Origin of the sequence: Streptomyces sp. NPDC050703 (genome assembly GCF_040654435.1) — a bacterium.
GTDB lineage: Bacteria > Actinomycetota > Actinomycetes > Streptomycetales > Streptomycetaceae > Streptomyces.
The window spans coordinates 197,883-214,326 of the sequence record NZ_JBFAHX010000006.1 but is presented as its reverse complement, the minus strand read 5'-3'; the positions used below and the strand labels follow the sequence as shown (position 1 = coordinate 214,326).

Annotated in this window: 11 protein-coding genes and 1 tRNA gene; 8 read left to right on the top strand and 4 right to left on the bottom strand. The window is 73.8% G+C overall.

The genetic code is table 11. From position 1 onward, the window contains the following. Positions 1-114: 114 nt before the first annotated feature. A tRNA-Ala gene (locus AB0I16_RS08445) sits at positions 115-187 on the top strand. A gap of 112 nt (positions 188-299) precedes the next feature. Here the strand turns inward: AB0I16_RS08445 and AB0I16_RS08440 are convergent. Both AB0I16_RS08440 and AB0I16_RS08435 read right to left on the bottom strand, forming a co-directional pair. Beyond that, a complete protein-coding gene (locus tag AB0I16_RS08440) occupies positions 300-1,892 on the bottom strand; it encodes an NADH-ubiquinone oxidoreductase-F iron-sulfur binding region domain-containing protein (protein WP_363248534.1) in 1,593 nt (530 codons plus the stop codon). Further along, positions 1,889-2,941 carry a hypothetical protein gene (locus AB0I16_RS08435; protein WP_363248533.1) on the bottom strand — a complete coding sequence of 351 codons (1,053 nt, stop codon included), beginning with the start codon at positions 2,939-2,941 and terminating at the stop codon, positions 1,889-1,891. The genes AB0I16_RS08440 and AB0I16_RS08435 overlap by 4 nt, the downstream gene beginning before the upstream one ends. A 395-nt stretch (positions 2,942-3,336) precedes the next feature. On the opposite strand from AB0I16_RS08435, the gene leuS reads away from it, so the two are divergent. From leuS to AB0I16_RS08405, 6 genes are all read left to right on the top strand, one after another. Continuing rightward, complete coding sequence (leuS, locus tag AB0I16_RS08430; protein ID WP_363248532.1) at positions 3,337-6,237, top strand: leucine--tRNA ligase; 2,901 nt, start codon at positions 3,337-3,339, stop codon at positions 6,235-6,237. Positions 6,238-6,386: 149 nt separating this feature from the next. After that, positions 6,387-7,121, top strand: a complete 735-nt coding sequence (locus AB0I16_RS08425; protein ID WP_363248531.1) for a hypothetical protein — start codon at positions 6,387-6,389, stop codon at positions 7,119-7,121. An 88-nt stretch (positions 7,122-7,209) separates the two neighbouring features. Beyond that, complete coding sequence (locus AB0I16_RS08420; RefSeq protein ID WP_363248530.1) at positions 7,210-8,055, top strand: DegV family protein; 846 nt, start codon at positions 7,210-7,212, stop codon at positions 8,053-8,055. 421 nt (positions 8,056-8,476) lie between these two features. Further along, positions 8,477-9,718, top strand: a complete 1,242-nt coding sequence (locus AB0I16_RS08415) for a helix-hairpin-helix domain-containing protein (RefSeq protein ID WP_363248529.1) — start codon at positions 8,477-8,479, stop codon at positions 9,716-9,718. Next, a complete protein-coding gene (locus AB0I16_RS08410) occupies positions 9,715-12,339 on the top strand; it encodes a ComEC/Rec2 family competence protein (RefSeq protein ID WP_363248528.1) in 2,625 nt (874 codons plus the stop codon). The genes AB0I16_RS08415 and AB0I16_RS08410 overlap by 4 nt, the downstream gene beginning before the upstream one ends. A 296-nt stretch (positions 12,340-12,635) precedes the next feature. Continuing rightward, on the top strand, positions 12,636-13,481 hold the full coding sequence (locus tag AB0I16_RS08405; RefSeq protein ID WP_363248527.1) for a YceI family protein: 846 nt from the start codon (positions 12,636-12,638) through the stop codon (positions 13,479-13,481). Positions 13,482-13,614: 133 nt separating this feature from the next. Here the strand turns inward: AB0I16_RS08405 and AB0I16_RS08400 are convergent, their stop codons facing one another. Beyond that, complete coding sequence (locus AB0I16_RS08400; protein ID WP_363248526.1) at positions 13,615-13,860, bottom strand: hypothetical protein; 246 nt, start codon at positions 13,858-13,860, stop codon at positions 13,615-13,617. A 127-nt stretch (positions 13,861-13,987) separates the two neighbouring features. Here AB0I16_RS08400 and holA point away from each other — a divergent pair, with 127 nt between their 5' ends. After that, positions 13,988-14,974 (top strand): DNA polymerase III subunit delta, encoded by a 987-nt coding sequence (holA, locus tag AB0I16_RS08395; RefSeq protein WP_363248525.1) that lies wholly within the window; start codon positions 13,988-13,990, stop codon positions 14,972-14,974. A 797-nt stretch (positions 14,975-15,771) separates the two neighbouring features. Here the strand turns inward: holA and rpsT are convergent. Further along, positions 15,772-16,038 (bottom strand): 30S ribosomal protein S20, encoded by a 267-nt coding sequence (rpsT, locus tag AB0I16_RS08390; RefSeq protein ID WP_055564969.1) that lies wholly within the window; start codon positions 16,036-16,038, stop codon positions 15,772-15,774. Positions 16,039-16,444: the final 406 nt, after the last annotated feature.

Sequence of the window (16,444 nt, the reverse complement as noted above, 5' to 3'; positions counted from 1 at the left end):
GACAGTACCGGCCGTATCGGGCTGTACCGGTGCAGAACGGAAACGATTTGGTGGAGCACGGGTATGACCGTGTAATGTTGGCGGAGCCGCCGGGGAAACCGGGCGGACAAGCAAGGGGCTATAGCTCAGTTGGTAGAGCGCCTGCATGGCATGCAGGAGGTCAGGAGTTCAATTCTCCTTAGCTCCACAGCAGATGGAAGCGGGTCACCCGGATCGGGTGGCCCGCTTCTTCTGTGTCGTCATCCTTGGCGTTCTTGCTGCCGTCCTTGTTGCCGTCCTCGTGGGCGTGGCCCTGCGTGTCACGGCCTTCCGCTGCCGAGCGCCCTGCGTCCCCGGCCGGGCGGCAGCGCCGCGGGCGGCGCGGGACGCTGCTCCGGTGCCGCCTTCGGGTCCTCCTCGATGCGCAGGGCCAGCGCGGGACAGCGCCGCACCGCGCGCGCGGCACGCGCCTCGGAGTAGCGCGGTACGGCGGCCTTCGCCACCGAGGGGAAGCCGTCGGGGCCGAGCTGGAGCAGCTCGGGGACGATGTCCGCGCACAGCCCGTGGCCCTGGCAGAGCGTCCAGTCGACCGCCAGCCTGCGGCCGCTGGGCGCCGCACCGCGCGTGGCCTCCGCCTGGAGGGGCAGGACGCCCTGTACGGGACGGCCGCAGCCGCCGCCGAGTACGTGTGCCGCCAGGTCGTCGGTGAACGCCGCGATCGTCGACTCCAGGAAGGCGGCCGTGCCGTCCGGGTGCTTGCAGGCGCCGCGCCGCTTCACGGCCCCGGTCACCTCGCGCAGCGCCTCCAGGGCGGTCGGGCCGCCTCCGTCGAGGACGTCCGCGAGGCCCCGTGCCGCCGCCGGCAGGCCGAGATAGCAGGGCCCGCACTGCCCCGCGCTCTCCCCGGCAAGCCAGTGCGCGACGCGCAACGACTCGCCCAGCGGGCAGGTGGACCCGTCGATCGGCAGGATCGCCCCCGCCCCGAGCGCACCCCCGCAGGCGTCCAGGGCGGCCCGGGAGACGACCGCCCCGTGCGCGGTGACGCTGTCGAGCCACTTGCCGTGGTAACCGCCCGTGAGGACGCCCTGGGGCAGCGCGGGGGCGCCGGCGAGCTGGAGCACGTACCGCAGCGGTACGCCGGTGGGCACCTCGACGACCATCGGCCGCGCCACCGCTCCGGAGAGGGTCAGCAGAACCGTGCCGGGCTCGTCGCGCAGGCCGGTGCGGCAGTAGCGGTCCGCGCCGATCCGCGCGGCGACGGCGAGCTGGGCGAACGTCTCGGCGTTGGAGAGCAGCGTGGGGGCGCCGCCCACTCCGGAGTCGGAGGTGCGCGCCTTGCGGCCGGGCGGCCGCGGGGGCCCGCCGTCTGCGGAGCGGACCAGCGCGGACGACTCCCCGGTGACCATGCGCACCGGATTGCGCTGGACACGCGCGCGTAGGGCGGCGCCGCGGCGGTTGCGCAGGCCGCGCTCGGCGAGGGCGGTGCGCATCGAGGCCTCGGTCGAGTCGCGGGTCACGCCGATGACGAGCGTGCGGGCGCCGAGGGCCTCGGCGGCGAGCAGGGCGCCGTCCAGGACGAGGTGCGGGGCACGGTTGATCAGGACGGTGTCCTTGCGGCAGGCCGGCTCGTCCTCGCTGCCGTTGACGACGACCACGGGGCGCACGCCGCGACGTATCGCCGCCTCCGCGACGGAGCGCAGCTTGCGCGCGAAGGGGAAGCCCGCGCCGCCCCTGCCGCGCAGCTCGATCTGCTCGGCGAGTCCGGCCAGCGCCTCGCCCGCCATCGCTTCGAGGGGCCCGTGCACCTTCAGGTGCATCGTCAGATCCAGGCGTTCGACCAGGTCGAAGCCTGACGTGAGCAGGGGGAGGCCGACGACGCGGACCTCGGGGACGTCGGGCAGCGACGCGTTCACGGGTGGCCTCCGGTGGCGGCGTTCCATGGCTCACCCGAGCCGGGGGCCTGGAAGGGCCCGGGCAGCGGCTCGGTGGCGGAGCCACTGTCGTAGGGGTCGTGGGGGCCGTACACGGCCTGGGGCGCGGTGTCGTGGACGGGCCGGGGCGCCGCATAGGGGGACTCGACGGGCGGGGGCGGCGACGGCGTGGGCCAGCGGTCGGCGGGTTCGGCGCGGGGCGGGGGACCCGGCGGGTGCGGGGGTGGCGTGGTGGCGAGCGCGCGGTAGGCCGCGGAGATGCCGGTCACGGGGCCGGGGTCCGGTGCGGCGGCGTCGGTGGCCGTGCCCGGCAGTGGAGTGGAAACGGTGTCCCGCGCGGGAGCCCGTTTTCCGGGGCGCGGCCCCTCGCCCGGTTGAAGCAGGGCCAGGACGCGGGCGGCGACCTTCCGCTTGACCGGTGGCGGCGCGGCCCGCAGGGCCACGGCTCCGGCGACCGCGATCAGGCACAGGCAGTACAGGGCGACCACCCAGGGCTTCGGCTGGCGGCCCGCGTACAGGCCGTGCACGAGGGCGGCGCACCAGGCGGGGTAGGCCAGCATGTGCAGCGCCCGCCAGCGCGACGCGACTCCCGCGGGGGAGGCGAACGCGCTCCGCAAGGCTCCCGTGACGCCGGCGGCCACCATGAGGAGGCCCGCGAGCGAGCCGAGGCCGATCAGTCCGGCGCTGCCGCCGGCACCGAGCCCGAAGGGCACCAGGGCGCCGACGAGCGACACGTGGTCGAGTGCGACCTTGACGGTGCCGTGCAGCAGCAGGAAGCCCACCGAGGCGACCGCGGTGGCGCGGTGGACGGCCTGGGCGAGCAGCCGCTGGCGCGAGCGGAGGAAGAGGCGGTCGGAGGCGACCAGGCCCCAGACCACGGACGCGGTGAGGGAGACCAGGCACAGGACGCCGGTCGTGAAGTCGAGGGCGACGCGGAAACCGTCGCTGCCCGCGAAGACGGGCAGGGGTATCAGGAGCAGGGCGCCGGCGGCGAGAACACGGCTCCGACGATGAGGGTGCAGAGGGTTCATGGGGGCGGCTCCGAAATGTTCGGTTCCCGCCGCATGCTAAGTCGCTCCATACCGGTGGGTACGAGGTTTGAGTTATTGCGTCGTTATCAAAGCGCTGTCCGCTCTTGGTGTTGCCCCGATACTGGGCGGTACGCCGAGTAACCCTTGGCCAAGGGTGGCGGCGCAGGGCTGGAGGCCCGCGCCGGGAAGCTCGTCGCGAGGCGCGTGAGTGCTGCGGTACCCTGACGCCATGCGTGCCGTACGCCTTCTGCTTAGCGGGCCGCGCTGATCAGTCCCGACCGCCGGTGAACCGCGGTCGGAATCGGCGCGGCGTCCCCTCCTGTGCGAGGGGCATTTTTATTTGACCCGCACGGTCAATTCCGCAGGCAGAGACGATCGATGGAGCTTTGAGGATCATGAGCGAGACGAATTCTGCTGCCGCCTCCGAGGTGGCCGCGCCGCACCGCTACACGGCCGCCCTGGCCGCTGAGATCGAGGCACGCTGGCAGGACTTCTGGGACGCCGAGGGCACCTACGAGGCGCCGAACCCCAGCGGTGACATGGCCGCGCGGGACGAGGCGGAGGCCGCGCTGGTCGCCAAGCCCAAGAAGTTCATCATGGACATGTTCCCGTACCCCTCGGGTGCGGGCCTGCACGTCGGCCACCCGCTGGGCTACATCGCCACGGACGTCTTCGCCCGCTTCCAGCGCATGACCGGCCACAACGTCCTGCACACCCTGGGCTTCGACGCCTTCGGCCTGCCCGCCGAGCAGTACGCCGTGCAGACGGGCACCCACCCGCGGGTCTCCACCGAGGCCAACATCGCGAACATGAAGAACCAGCTGCGCGCGCTGGGCCTGGGCCACGACAAGAGGCGGTCGTTCGCGTCGATCGACCCCGAGTACTACAAGTGGACCCAGTGGATCTTCGTCCAGATCTTCAACTCCTGGTACGACGCCGACGCCAAGAGGGCCCGCCCGATCGCCGACCTGGTCGCGCAGTTCGCGAGCGGTGAGCGCCCCGTACCGGGCACCACGCGCGCGTGGAGCGAGCTGGACGCCGCGGAGCGCGCGGAGGTGCTGGGCGAGTACCGCCTGGCCTACGCCTCGGACGCGCCCGTCAACTGGTGCCCCGGCCTGGGCACCGTCCTGGCCAACGAAGAGGTCACCGCCGACGGCCGCTCCGAGCGCGGCAACTTCCCCGTCTTCAAGGCCAAGCTGCGCCAGTGGAACATGCGCATCACCGCCTACGCCGACCGCCTGCTGGACGACCTGGACGCGCTGGACTGGCCCGAGGCCATCAAGCTGCAGCAGCGCAACTGGATCGGCCGCTCCGAGGGCGCCCGCGTGGACTTCCCCGTGGGGACCGAGGGCGAGGCCATCACCGTCTTCACCACCCGCCAGGACACCCTGTTCGGCGCCACCTACATGGTCCTGGCGCCCGAGCACGACCTGGTCGACAAGATCGTGCCCGCCGCCTGGCCCGAGGGCACCCACGAGAACTGGACCGGCGGCCACGCCACGCCCGCCGAGGCCGTCACCGCGTACCGCGCGAGCGCCGCCGCCAAGTCCGACGTCGAGCGCCAGGCCGACGCCAAGGAGAAGACCGGCGTCTTCACCGGCGTCTACGCCACCAACCCGGTCAGCGGCGAGCAGGTCCCGGTCTTCATCGCCGACTACGTACTGATGGGCTACGGCACCGGCGCGATCATGGCCGTCCCCGCCCACGACAGCCGCGACTTCGCCTTCGCGCGCGCGTTCGGCCTGCCGATGCGCTGCGTGGTCGAGCCGTCGGACGGCCGCGGCACCGACACCGCCACGTGGGACGACGCCTTCTCCTCCTACGAGGCGAAGCTGATCAACTCCGCGAACCAGGAGATCTCCCTGGACGGCCTGGACGTCACCGGGGGCAAGGCCCGCATCACCGGCTGGCTGGCCACGCGCGGCATCGGCGAGGGCACCGTCAACTTCCGTCTGCGCGACTGGCTGTTCAGCCGCCAGCGCTACTGGGGCGAGCCCTTCCCGATCGTCTACGACGAGGACGGCGTCGCCCACTCGCTGCCCGAGTCCATGCTGCCCCTGGAGCTGCCGGAGGTCGAGGACTACTCCCCGCGCACCTTCGACCCGGACGACGCGGACACCTCCCCGGAGACGCCCCTGTCCCGCAACGAGGACTGGGTCAACGTCACGCTGGACCTGGGCGACGGCCCCAAGAAGTACCGCCGCGAGACCAACACCATGCCCAACTGGGCCGGTTCCTGCTGGTACGAGCTGCGCTACCTGGACCCCCACAACGACAAGCGCCTGGTCGACCCGGCCGTCGAGCAGTACTGGATGGGCCCGCGCGAGGGGCAGCCGACCGGCGGCGTCGACCTGTACGTGGGCGGCGCCGAACACGCCGTCCTGCACCTGCTGTACGCGCGCTTCTGGTCCAAGGTCCTGTTCGACCTGGGGCACATCTCCTCGGCCGAGCCGTTCCACAAGCTGTACAACCAGGGCATGATCCAGGCCTACGTCTACCGGGACAGCCGCGGCTTCCCGGTGCCCGCGACCGCGGTCGAGGAGCGCGACGGAGCCTTCTTCTTCGAGGGCGAGCCGGTCAAGCGCGAGCTGGGCAAGATGGGCAAGTCCCTGAAGAACGCCGTCACCCCCGACGAGATCTGCGACGAGTACGGCGCGGACACCCTGCGCCTGTACGAGATGGCGATGGGCCCCCTGGACGTCTCCCGCCCCTGGGACACCCGCGCGGTCGTCGGCCAGTACCGCCTGCTGCAGCGGCTGTGGCGTCTGATCATCGACGAGTCGACCGGTGAGGTCACCGCCGTCGACGTCGCCGAGGGTGACATCGACGAGGCGACCCTGCGCGCCCTGCACAAGGCGATCGACGGCGTGCGCCAGGACCTGGACGGCATGCGGTTCAACACCGCCATCGCCAAGATCACCGAGCTGAACAACCACCTGACCAAGGCCGCGGGACCGGTGCCGCGCTCGGTCGCCGAGCGCCTGGTGCTGCTGATCGCGCCGCTGGCCCCGCACATCGCCGAGGAGCTGTGGCGCAAGCTGGGCCACTCCGACTCGGTCGTCCACCAGGACTTCCCCGTCGCCGACCCGGCGTACGTCGTGGACGAGTCCGTGACCTGCGTCGTGCAGATCAAGGGCAAGGTCAAGGCGCGCCTGGAGGTCTCTCCCGCCATCTCCGACGAGGAGCTGGAGAAGGTCGCCCTGGCCGACGAGAGGGTCGTCGCCGCGCTGGACGGCGCAGGCATCCGCAAGGTCGTCGTGCGGGCGCCGAAGCTGGTGAACATCGTCCCGGCCTAGCCGGTGGCCGGAGCCGTCCCGCGCCGGGGACGGCATGGGGGAGATCCCCTACGGGCAGGTTGGGGGTTCCGCTGGAACCTCCGGCCTGCCTTCTCCGTTTACGGTGGGAGGACGGTCGCAGGAGCGGACGCGAATCGGAGAGGGGCGTCATGGAAGCCGTGGGCGCAATCGTGGCGCTGCTCGTCGTGCTGTTCCTGGTGGCGGGGGTCTACGCGACGGTGAAGGTCGCCAAGGCCGCCAAGCGGGGAGTCGACCGCACCATCTCGGAGGCCCGCAGGACGGTGGAGGACACCACGCTGCGGGCGAAGAGCTTCACGCAGGTCGGCAGCGCCGCCCAACTGGCACAGCTGCGCCTGTCGTTGCGCACGTCGATGCGGGCCACGCAGGACGTGCTGCACGCGGGCGTGGCCGAGGACCAGTCGCTGAAGGAGTCCCTCGGACTCTTCGACCGCCTCAGCGCCCACGGGCACGAGCTGGACGAGGAGCTGCGGCGCCTGGAGCGGGACCCCGACAAGGCGGCCCTCGCCGAGCGCCTCCCCGAGCTGCGGGAGCGCACTGAGCAGATCACGAAGGCCGCGGACTCGCTGCGGTGGGTGGCGCGCGACCGCGCCCGCCGGTTCGCCAACGACGACCTGGACTCGCTGAGCACCCAGATCGACCTGGAAACGGGCGCCCTGCGGCACTGGGCGGAGGAGCCCGCGCCGGAGCAGTCGCCGCCGGCGTGGGCCGAGCCCGCTGCACCCGCCAAGGACTCCGAGCGGGCCCGGCCCGACGCGTCCTCCACCCCGACGACGCCCGAGCCGCAGCGGCCCGCGCTCGATCCGCCGAAGCCGCCGGTCACCTATCCGTGGGAGAAGAAGGCCAAGCCCGAGAGCACGACCTGAGCCGCGCGTGACACAGCACGTCCCGCCGGGGCAGGGCGATCGGGGGCCGGACTGCCGTCCCGCCGGTCAGCCGGGTAACCTCCAGCTCATGTCCCGCCATGTCGCGATCGTCACGGATTCAACGGCCTATCTGCCGCAGCGGACGGTGGACCGGCACGGCATCACCTCGGTGCCCCTGACGGTGGTCCTCGGCAGCCAGGCGCTTGAGGAGGGCACCGAGATCTCGGCCCGCTCCCTGGCCCAGGCCCTGCAGAAGCGGCAGCCGGTGACGACGTCCCGGCCCAGTCCGGAGGTCTTCGCGGAGACGTACCGGAAGGTCGCCGAAGCGGGCGCCGAGGCCATCGTCTCCCTCCACCTGTCCGCAGAGTTCTCCGGTACGTACGACGCGGCGGTCCTCGCGGCGAAGGACGCCCCGGTGCCGGTGCGAGTCGTGGACACCGGAATGGTCGCGATGGCTCTCGGCTTCTGTGCCCTCTCGGCGGCGGAGGCCGCCGAAGCGGGCGACTCGGCCGAGGAGGCGGTGGCGGCGGCCGAGAAGCGCGCAGCGGGCACGTCCGCCTACTTCTACGTCGACACCCTCGACTATCTGCGCAGAGGTGGCCGCATCGGTGCCGCCCAGGCGCTCCTCGGCTCGGCCCTGGCCGTGAAGCCGCTGCTGAAGCTGGACGACGGCCGCATCGACATGCTGGAGAAGGTCCGGACGGCGTCGAAGGCGATCGCCCGCCTCGAAGAGATCGTCGTGGAGCGTGCGGGGGCCGGACGCGTCGACATCGCGGTCCACCACCTGTCGGCACCGGACCGCGCGTCGACTCTCGCGGACCGCCTCCGCGAGCGCGTGCCGGGACTCGCGGAGCTGCATGTCAGCGAGGTGGGCGCGGTGATCGGGGCGCATACGGGACCGGGGTTGCTGGGCGCCGTGGTCTCGCCTCGGTAGGCGGGGGATTTCCCTCGTGCGGGTGACGGAGTTATCCACAACCGGCAGGTGATCCACGGGTTTTGACCAAGATCATCGCGGTCGGGCGATTGTGCCTAACGTCGTCGGCATGACTCTTCGATCTCCTTCCCAGACGCCACGCGTGCCTGCCGCGGCCTCCCCGACGGGGGCGTCACACGCATCGCCCGAGACCCGGACGCCGCACGTGCCCCCCGCGGCGGGGGCGCCTCACGTATCGTCCGGCGTTCGGGCGGCGGACCCGGCTTCCGGGGCGCGGACGGCACGTGCGCCTGTCGTGGCCCAGGCGGCAGATATGCCCTCCGCGGCGGGGGCGCCTCACGTGTCGTCCGGCGTTCGGGCGGCGGACCCGGCTTCCGGGGCGCGGACGGCACGTGCGCCTGTCGAGGCCCAGGCGGCAGATATGCCCTCCGCGGCGGGGGCGCCTCACGTATCGTCCGGCGTTCGGGCCGCGGACCCGGCTTCCGGGGCCCGGACGGCTCGGGGGCCTTCGGCGACGAGCGGCCCCGGTCGTGGTCCCGCGTCCGACGGCCGTGCGCGGAGCCGGCACGTCCGGAGCAGGGCCCGCCGCGGGCGAGCCACGGCGGAGACCGTGCGGCTGCGCGCGGAGAACCTTTTCCCCGCTCCCGACCCCGACCTCGACCCCTTTCCCGCCCCGTTCCCCGCCCCCCTCCCCGGGCCTCGACCGCCGCACGAGGCGCCCCCTCAAGGGCGGCGGGTCGGTAGCCCCGGCGAGGGGGCGCCGCGGGCACCCGGACCACAGTGGGCGTGGAAGGCCGTGCCCGCCGAGCTGTCCGAGGAGAGAGGCGCGCCGGAAGGAGGCGCCGAGCGGCAGCCCGACCCCGACGGGCAGGCGGCCGGAGGGCCGTCGCGGCGGGAGCGGGCACGGCTCGCGGTGCGGGAGCGCCTGCCGGTGTGGCTGCAGGCGCGGTGCGGCCTGGAGCGGCGAGGCGTGGTCGCACTGGTCGTGGTCCTTGCCGTCGCCGCGGTCTTCGCGGCGCAGCACTTCTGGGCGGGGCGTACCCAGCCGGTGCGGCCGCCGGACGTGGTGCGTGAGGCGGGCGGCGCCCATGAGCGGGGCGCGGAACCGGCTCCTTCGCCGGGTTCCGCACCGGCAGAAGGCGGCACGAACGCGGGCGGCGGTGTCGCGGCCACCGGCGCGCAGAGCGGCGGGGTCGTCGTGGACGTCAGCGGAAAGGTCAGGCACCCCGGGGTGCAGCGGCTGCCCGCGGGCTCCAGGGTGGCCGACGCGCTGCGGGCGGCCGGCGGCGTCCGGCCCGGAGCCGATCTGAGCGGACTCAACCGCGCGAGGGTCCTGCTGGACGGCGAACAGGTGGTCGTCGGGACCCCAGCGGCATCGGCCGCTCCCGGCGGACCGGGTGCGGGGAGCGGCGGGGCCGCCGGAGCCGGCGGGGCGGCGGCAGGCGGAGCAGCGGCCGGCGCGGCGGCCACGGGACCGGTCGGGCTGAACACGGCGAGCGCCGCGCAGCTCGACGAACTGCCGGGCGTAGGACCGGTCCTGGCCCAACACATCATCGACTACCGCACCGAGCACGGCGGATTCCGCTCCGTCGACGAACTGCGCGAGGTCAACGGCATCGGTGACCGACGGTTCGCCGATCTTCAGGATCTCGTTCGGCCATGACGCCGGGCACCGGGGCCAGGATGCCGCGCGACGCGGTCCACCTCGCGTCGGGCAATCGCCTGGGCGACCCCCACCCCCGGCAGGAGGGGCCGGTCGACCTCCGCCTCGTGCCGCCCGCGTTGGCGGCGTGGGCGACGGCGGCGCTGATGCTGGACGCCTCACCGCGATGGGCGGTCACGACGGTCGTGGCCTGCGTGGTGGCGGCCGGGGTCCTGCTGGTGACGTGGACGGCGCGGGGGCGGGCAAGCACGCCGGGGGAGCGATCACATCCGACGCGGGGGCGGCCACGCACGCCGGGGGAGCGGCCACGCCGGCTCTGGGGGCGGCCGACGGTGGCGGCCGTGCTGCTCTGCACCGCCGCCTCGGCCGGCTCCGCCGCACTGCACGGGGCGGACCTGCGGCGTGGCCCGGTGCCCGCGTCGGCGAGGGACTACGCGGAGGTGGAGGCGGAGTTGCGGGTCACTTCCGACCCCCGTCGCACCCGGCCCCGGGCGGCGAGCGCCCATGCGATGCCGCCCACCGTCGTCCTGGACGCCGAGGTCCTGCGCGTCACGAAGGCCGACGGCTCGGCTTCGGTGACGCGGACGCCGGTGCTGGTCATCGTGCGGACGGAGGGGGAAGACGCGCGCGCGAGCGGCCTGCGGGAGCCCGAAGCCCGGGGTCCGGGCTCCCGCCCGTGGCTCGCTCTGCTGCCGTCGACACGGCTGCGGGTGCAGGGGCGTCTGGCACCGCCGCTGGCAAGGGGAGGCAGGGCCGCCGCGGTGCTGCGGGTGTCCGGGGAGCGGGCGCCGGACGTGATCGGGCCGCCCTCCGCGGCGCAGCGGCTGGCCGGTGGACTGCGGGCGGGGTTGCGTGAGGCCACGGACGGCCTGCCTGCCGATGCCCGAGCGTTGCTGCCGGGGCTCGTGATCGGGGACACCTCGCGGGTGCCCGCCGAGTTGGAGGAGGCGTTCCGGGCGACGGACCTCACGCACCTGCTGGCCGTGAGCGGGGCGAACCTGACGATCGTCCTCGCGCTGCTCATCGGACCGCCGGGCATGGCGCAGCGGGTCGAGCGGCGGGGGCTGGCGCCGAAGCTGGGCATTCCGTTGCGGACCACGGCGTTGCTGGGCGGCGTGCTGACCCTCGGCTTCGTCGTGGTCTGCCGGCCCGACCCGAGTGTGCTGCGGGCCGCGGCCTGCGGGCTGATCGCGCTCCTCGCCATCGCCACCGGGCGGCGGAGATCGCTGATCCCGGCGTTGGCCGCCGCGGTGCTGCTGCTCGTCCTGTGGGACCCCTGGCTGGCCCGGAGCTATGGCTTCCTGCTCTCCGTCCTGGCCACCGGCGCCCTGCTCACCCTCGCGCCCCGCTGGGGAGCCGCGCTGCGCGAGCGCGGGGTGCCGCCACGGCTGTCGGAGGCCCTGGCCGCGGCTGCCGCGGCGCAGGCGGTGTGCGCACCCGTGGTGGCCGTGATCGCCGCCCGGGTGAGTCTGGTCGCCGTGCCCTGCAATCTCCTGGCGGAGTTCGCCGTGGCGCCCGCCACCGTGCTCGGCTTCGCCGCGCTCGCGGTGGCGCCGGTGGCCATGCCGGTGGCGGAAGTGCTCGCGTGGGGTGCCGGCTGGCCCACCGGGTGGATCGCGGAGATCGCCCGCACGGGGGCGGCGCTGCCGGGCAGCGGCATCGACTGGCCGGGCGGCTGGCGCGGCGGGCTGCTGCTGGCGCTCGCCACGGTGGCGGTCGTCCTGGCCGGGCGCGGACTCGCCCGGCACCCGTGGCTCGCGGCGGCCTGCGCGCTGCTGCTCCTGCTGGTCGTCGTCCAGCCGCCGCCGCTCACCCGGGTGATCGCGGGGTGGCCGCCGCAGGGCTGGCGCATGGTGATGTGCGATGTGGGCCAGGGTGACGCCCTGGTCCTCGCGGCGGGCGAGGGGGCAGGGGTGGTCGTCGACGCGGGGCCGGACCCGGTGGCGGTGGACCGCTGCCTGCGTTCGCTCGGGGTCACCCGCGTGCCGCTGGTGCTTCTGACGCACTTTCACGCCGACCATGTGGCGGGGCTGCCGGGGGTGCTGCGGGGGCGCGCGGTGGGGGCGGTCCAGACGACCGGGTTCGGGGAGCCCCCGGAGCAGGCGGCGTTCGTCCGGAGGCAGGCGGCGGCGAAGGGGGTGCCGGTGACGCGGGCCTCGGCAGGGGAGCGGCGGCGGGCCGGGGCCTTGGAGTGGCGGGTGCTCTGGCCGCAGGCGGAGTCGCGGGTGCGGCCCGAGGGACCGAACGACGCCAGCGTCACCCTGCTCGTGCGGACCGCCGGGCTGAGCCTGCTGCTGCTCGGTGACCTCGAACCACCCGGGCAACGCGCCCTGCTGAGAAGCCCGGCAGCCGCGTGGCTCACGTCCGTGGACGTCCTGAAGGTCGCCCACCACGGTTCGGCCGGCCAGGACCCGGGGCTTCTGCGCAGGGCGGCGCCCAGGCTGGCCCTCGTCTCTTGTGGCGCGGAGAACACGTACGGCCATCCGGCACCCGTCACGGTGGCGGCGTTGCGGGCCGAGGGGGCGGAGGTGCTGCGCACGGACAGGCAGGGGGCGATCGCGGTGCTGGCCTCGGGGCGGAGGGCGGCGCCCAGGCTGGAGGTGGTCACAAGACCGCCGTAGCGCGGCCGGGGATCGTGGCCGCCGGGCGCGACGATGCCGGAGGAGTGCCCTCCGGTGGGGCTACCGCCGGGAACAGGGGTTGACCTGCCCAAAGCGGTTCAGTAGCGGTGCTACGGCGCATCGTCGGCAATTGACGCGATGTAGGTTCGTGTTGCACCGAATGCCGCAACGGTGATCGAATGCCCTTTCGTTGCAGTTTATGGATTCCGTTGTCGTGGTGTCGCGAGGAACGCGGGGGTGTGTCGTAAGTGTTCGGCCGTTGGCTGGGGGACCGGCTGGGGAACCGTACGCATCGGGTGGCGCGGGCGGGGGTTCTGTCGGCGTTCACGGTTCCGCCGAACGCGGGGGCGCTCAGCTGCCGGGTGCTCGACCCTGTGAACGAGCCCGTGCGGAACGCGGAGTTCGTGGTCAGCGACGCCGTGGGCCGCAAGGTGGTGAGCGGGGGGACGGACCCCTTCGGGTCGTTCGTCACGACGGTGCCGGCGGGGGAGTACCGCCTCGGGGTGTCGGCGGAGGGGTTCACTCCGTACCGGGCGAGCGTCACGGTGGGGGAGGACGCGCACGCCTCGCTCGGTGACGTCACGCTCCAGGTCGCCCAGCCCCCGGCGCTTCCCTCGCCCGGTGAGTGGGAGGTCGACCCGCTGCACTCCTCGGTCGGGTTCTCCGCGCGGCACATCGGGCTGGCCCGGATCCACGGGCGGTTCAACAGCTTCGCGGGGGTGATCCGCCTCGGCGAGCGCATGGAGGACTCCGCGATGCACGTCGTCATCGACGCGGCATCCATCGACACCGCGGTCACGATGCGCGACGACCACCTGCGCTCCGGGGACTTCCTGGACGTGGCGCGCTTTCCGACCATGGAGTTCTACAGCGACCGCTTCGTGCACAAGGGCGGCACCCGGTGGGCGATATCCGGCGGACTGACGTTGCACGGCGTGACGCGGACGGTGACGCTCGACGCCGAGTACCTCGGGGTCGGGCAGGGGCTCGAAGGGGAGACCCGCGTGGCCTGCCGTGCCGCCACCGAGCTGCACCGCGACGACTTCACGATCACCTGGCAGACGATGCTCGCGCGCGGCATCGCGGCCGTCGGGCACAGCATCCAGGTCGACCTCGACATCCAGGTCCTGCCCAAGAGCTGACGCGGGCGGAGGCACCTCGGCCCGCCGGGCGGGTCCGCTGGTGGGTCCCCGGGGTGGGTCCATCGGGCGGGTCCGCCGGGTGGGTCCATCGGGCGGGTCCGCCGGGTGGGGCGACCGGTCGGGTCCGCCGGGGCTACGGGGCCTCCAGCCAGCCCTCGTGTTCCGCGGCCAGGTCGTCCAGGGCCGTGCGGTCGAGGCGGGAGTCGGGGTCCTCGACCACGACGAGCCACTGGGCGTCCTCGGCGTCGTCCTCGCCCGCCAGGGCGTCGCGCACGAGCTGGGGTTCCTCGGTGACGCCGAAGCGGTCGGGAAGCTCTTCGGCCACCTCCTCCGCGGCATCGCGGTCGGGCAGCACCAGGACATGTCGTACGTCGCTCACGCCCCCATTCTCCGATACGGGCCGCGCGGCACGGCACCGGCTCCCGGCCGGGAAGGGCGCCGCACGAGGGGACGGGACCGTCAGCGCCGGGACGGACTGTCAGTGCCGCGTGGGATGCTTGACCGCGATGGCCAGGAAGACAGCTAACGACGATCCGCTCGCTCCCCTCACGCTCGCCGTGGGGCAGGAGGACCTGCTCCTCGACCGTGCCGTGCAGCAGGTGGTGGCGGCCGCCCGTGCCGCCGACGCGGACACGGACGTGCGCGACCTCAGCTCCGACCAGTTGCAGCCCGGCACGCTCGCCGAGCTCACCAGCCCCTCGCTCTTCGCCGAGCGCAAGGTCGTCGTCGTGCGGAACGCGCAGGATCTGTCGGCCGACACGGTCAAGGACGTGAAGGCGTATCTGGGGGCGCCCGCCGAGGAGATCACCCTCGTACTGCTGCACGCGGGCGGCGCCAAGGGCAAGGGTCTGCTCGACGCGGCCCGCAAGGCGGGGGCGCGGGAGGTGGCCTGCGCGAAGATGACGAAGCCCGCGGACCGGCTGTCGTTCGTGCGGTCGGAGTTCCGTGTGACGGGGCGTTCCGCCACGCCCGAGGCGTGCCAGGCCCTGGTCGACGCGATCGGCAGCGACCTGCGGGAGCTGGCCTCCGCGGTCTCGCAGCTCGTGGCGGACGTCGAGGGCACGATCGACGAGGCGGTCGTCGGGCGGTACTACACGGGCCGGGCCGAGGCGTCGAGCTTCACGGTGGCCGACCGGGCCGTGGAGGGGCGGGCGGCGGAAGCGCTTGAGGCCCTGCGCTGGTCCCTGTCGACCGGGGTCGCACCCGTCATGATCACGAGCGCGCTCGCGCAGGGTGTGCGGGCCATCGGCAAGCTCTCCTCCGCGCGGGGCGGGCGCCCGGCCGATCTGGCCCGCGAGCTGGGCATGCCGCCCTGGAAGATCGACCGCGTCCGCCAGCAGATGCGCGGCTGGACCCCGGACGGCGTGGCCGCCGCGCTCACCGCCATCGCCGCGGCCGACGCGGGCGTCAAGGGCGGTGGCGACGACCCGGAGTACGCGCTGGAGAAGGCCGTCGTCACCATCGCCCGCGCTGCCAGGTCCCGCCGCCCCTGACCCTCGGGGACCGGGACCCGGGTCCACGGAACCACAGCCCCGGGACGCGCTCGCCCAGCCCCCGGGGCACGCCTGGCCTCTGTGCACGCCTGGCCCCCGGGCAAGCGCCCGGCCCCCGGGGTACGCCCAGCTCTCGGGGCGCCCGGCCCCCGGGTACGTGCAGCGACTCCGAACCCCCAGCCTTCGGGCACGCCCGGCCCCCGGGCACGCCCGGCCTCTGGGCACGCGCCCACCCGCCGGGGTCCCCCCGGCCCTCGGGGGTGCCCAGCCCCGGGTACGTGCAGCAACTCGGAACCCCCAGCTACCCCAGCCCCCGGAGCGCGCCCGGCCCCCGGCCTACGCCCAGCCCCGAATCCGCCCAGCCTCCGGGCGAGCCCCCGACCCCGCAAAGCCCCGAATCCGCCCAGCCTCCGGGCGAGCCCCCGACCCCGCAAAGCCCCGACCCCGCAAAGCCCCGCCCCCGCAAAGCCCCGACCCCGCAAAGCCCCGCCCCCGCAAAGCCCCGACCCCGCAAAGCCCCGCCCCCGCAAAGCCCCGACCCCGCAAGGCCCCCTCCCAAGCCCACCGACAGACCAAAACCGAAAACCCCGCCCACCGACCCGGGGAAGGTCGACGGAGCGGGGTTCTCGTGCGAAACGCTGAGTGGACCCGTACCCGCGTGGCGAACGCAGATCGTGTACGGATCCGGGGTGCCGGACGGGAGCGGAAGAGAGGGCCCGCTGAGTCCCGTATCGGCGTCGAATCAAGTGAGGCCGCTGTCAGCCGCTCGAAGAGGGCCCGCGGTACTCGCAGAGGCTTCAGCCCTTGAGGGACGCGGCCTTCGTCGCAAGCGCCGACTTCTTGTTGGCGGCCTGGTTCTTGTGGATGACGCCCTTGGAGACGGCCTTGTCCAGCTGACGCGTGGCCTCACGCGTGAGCTCGGCGGCCTTCTGGGTGTCACCGGCGGCAACGGCCTCGCGGGCCTTGCGGATCGCGGTCTTCAGGGAAGACTTGACCGCCTTGTTGCGCTGACGCGCCTTCTCGTTGGTCTTGATCCGCTTGATCTGGGACTTGATGTTCGCCACGAAAGAGCCTTTTCAGGTTCAGGTACTGCAGAGGTACTGCAGATGAGTGTTATGACACGCGCCTCGATGCTTTGAGAGGGCTACGAGACACAGCTGTCCACGGTACCAGCCGCCCTCCGACCGCCCCAATCCGACCGCCCCCCGAACCGAACGCCCCCCGAACCGACCGCCGCCTCGCCCCCGCCCCTGCCCCAGCCCCCGCCCGCAGCCCCGCCCCGAGCCCCGCCCCCGCCCCCGCCCGAGCGCCACCACGCCCCCGTGCCGAAGCCCGGCAGCGCGTCGCGCCGGGTGCCGCCGCGCCCCAGGGGCGCCCCGGAGCACCCACGGAGTACCAAGCGCCGAGCCCGCGCCGCGCCCATGGGACGATGGAGGCTACGTATAGATCCGACCCGAGGCGACAGGCGCC

What these genes read in the sequence shown, in the direction of transcription:
- AB0I16_RS08425 (WP_363248531.1), top strand. Translation starts at nt 6,387, where the DNA reads ATGGAAGCCGTGGGCGCAATCGTGGCGCTGCTCGTCGTGCTGTTCCTG.
- leuS (WP_363248532.1), top strand. Translation starts at nt 3,337, where the DNA reads ATGAGCGAGACGAATTCTGCTGCCGCCTCCGAGGTGGCCGCGCCGCAC.
- AB0I16_RS08420 (WP_363248530.1), top strand. Translation starts at nt 7,210, where the DNA reads ATGTCCCGCCATGTCGCGATCGTCACGGATTCAACGGCCTATCTGCCG.
- holA (WP_363248525.1), top strand. Translation starts at nt 13,988, where the DNA reads ATGGCCAGGAAGACAGCTAACGACGATCCGCTCGCTCCCCTCACGCTC.
- AB0I16_RS08410 (WP_363248528.1), top strand. Translation starts at nt 9,715, where the DNA reads ATGACGCCGGGCACCGGGGCCAGGATGCCGCGCGACGCGGTCCACCTC.
- AB0I16_RS08415 (WP_363248529.1), top strand. Translation starts at nt 8,477, where the DNA reads ATGCCCTCCGCGGCGGGGGCGCCTCACGTATCGTCCGGCGTTCGGGCC.
- AB0I16_RS08435 (WP_363248533.1), bottom strand. Translation starts at nt 2,941, where the DNA reads ATGAACCCTCTGCACCCTCATCGTCGGAGCCGTGTTCTCGCCGCCGGC.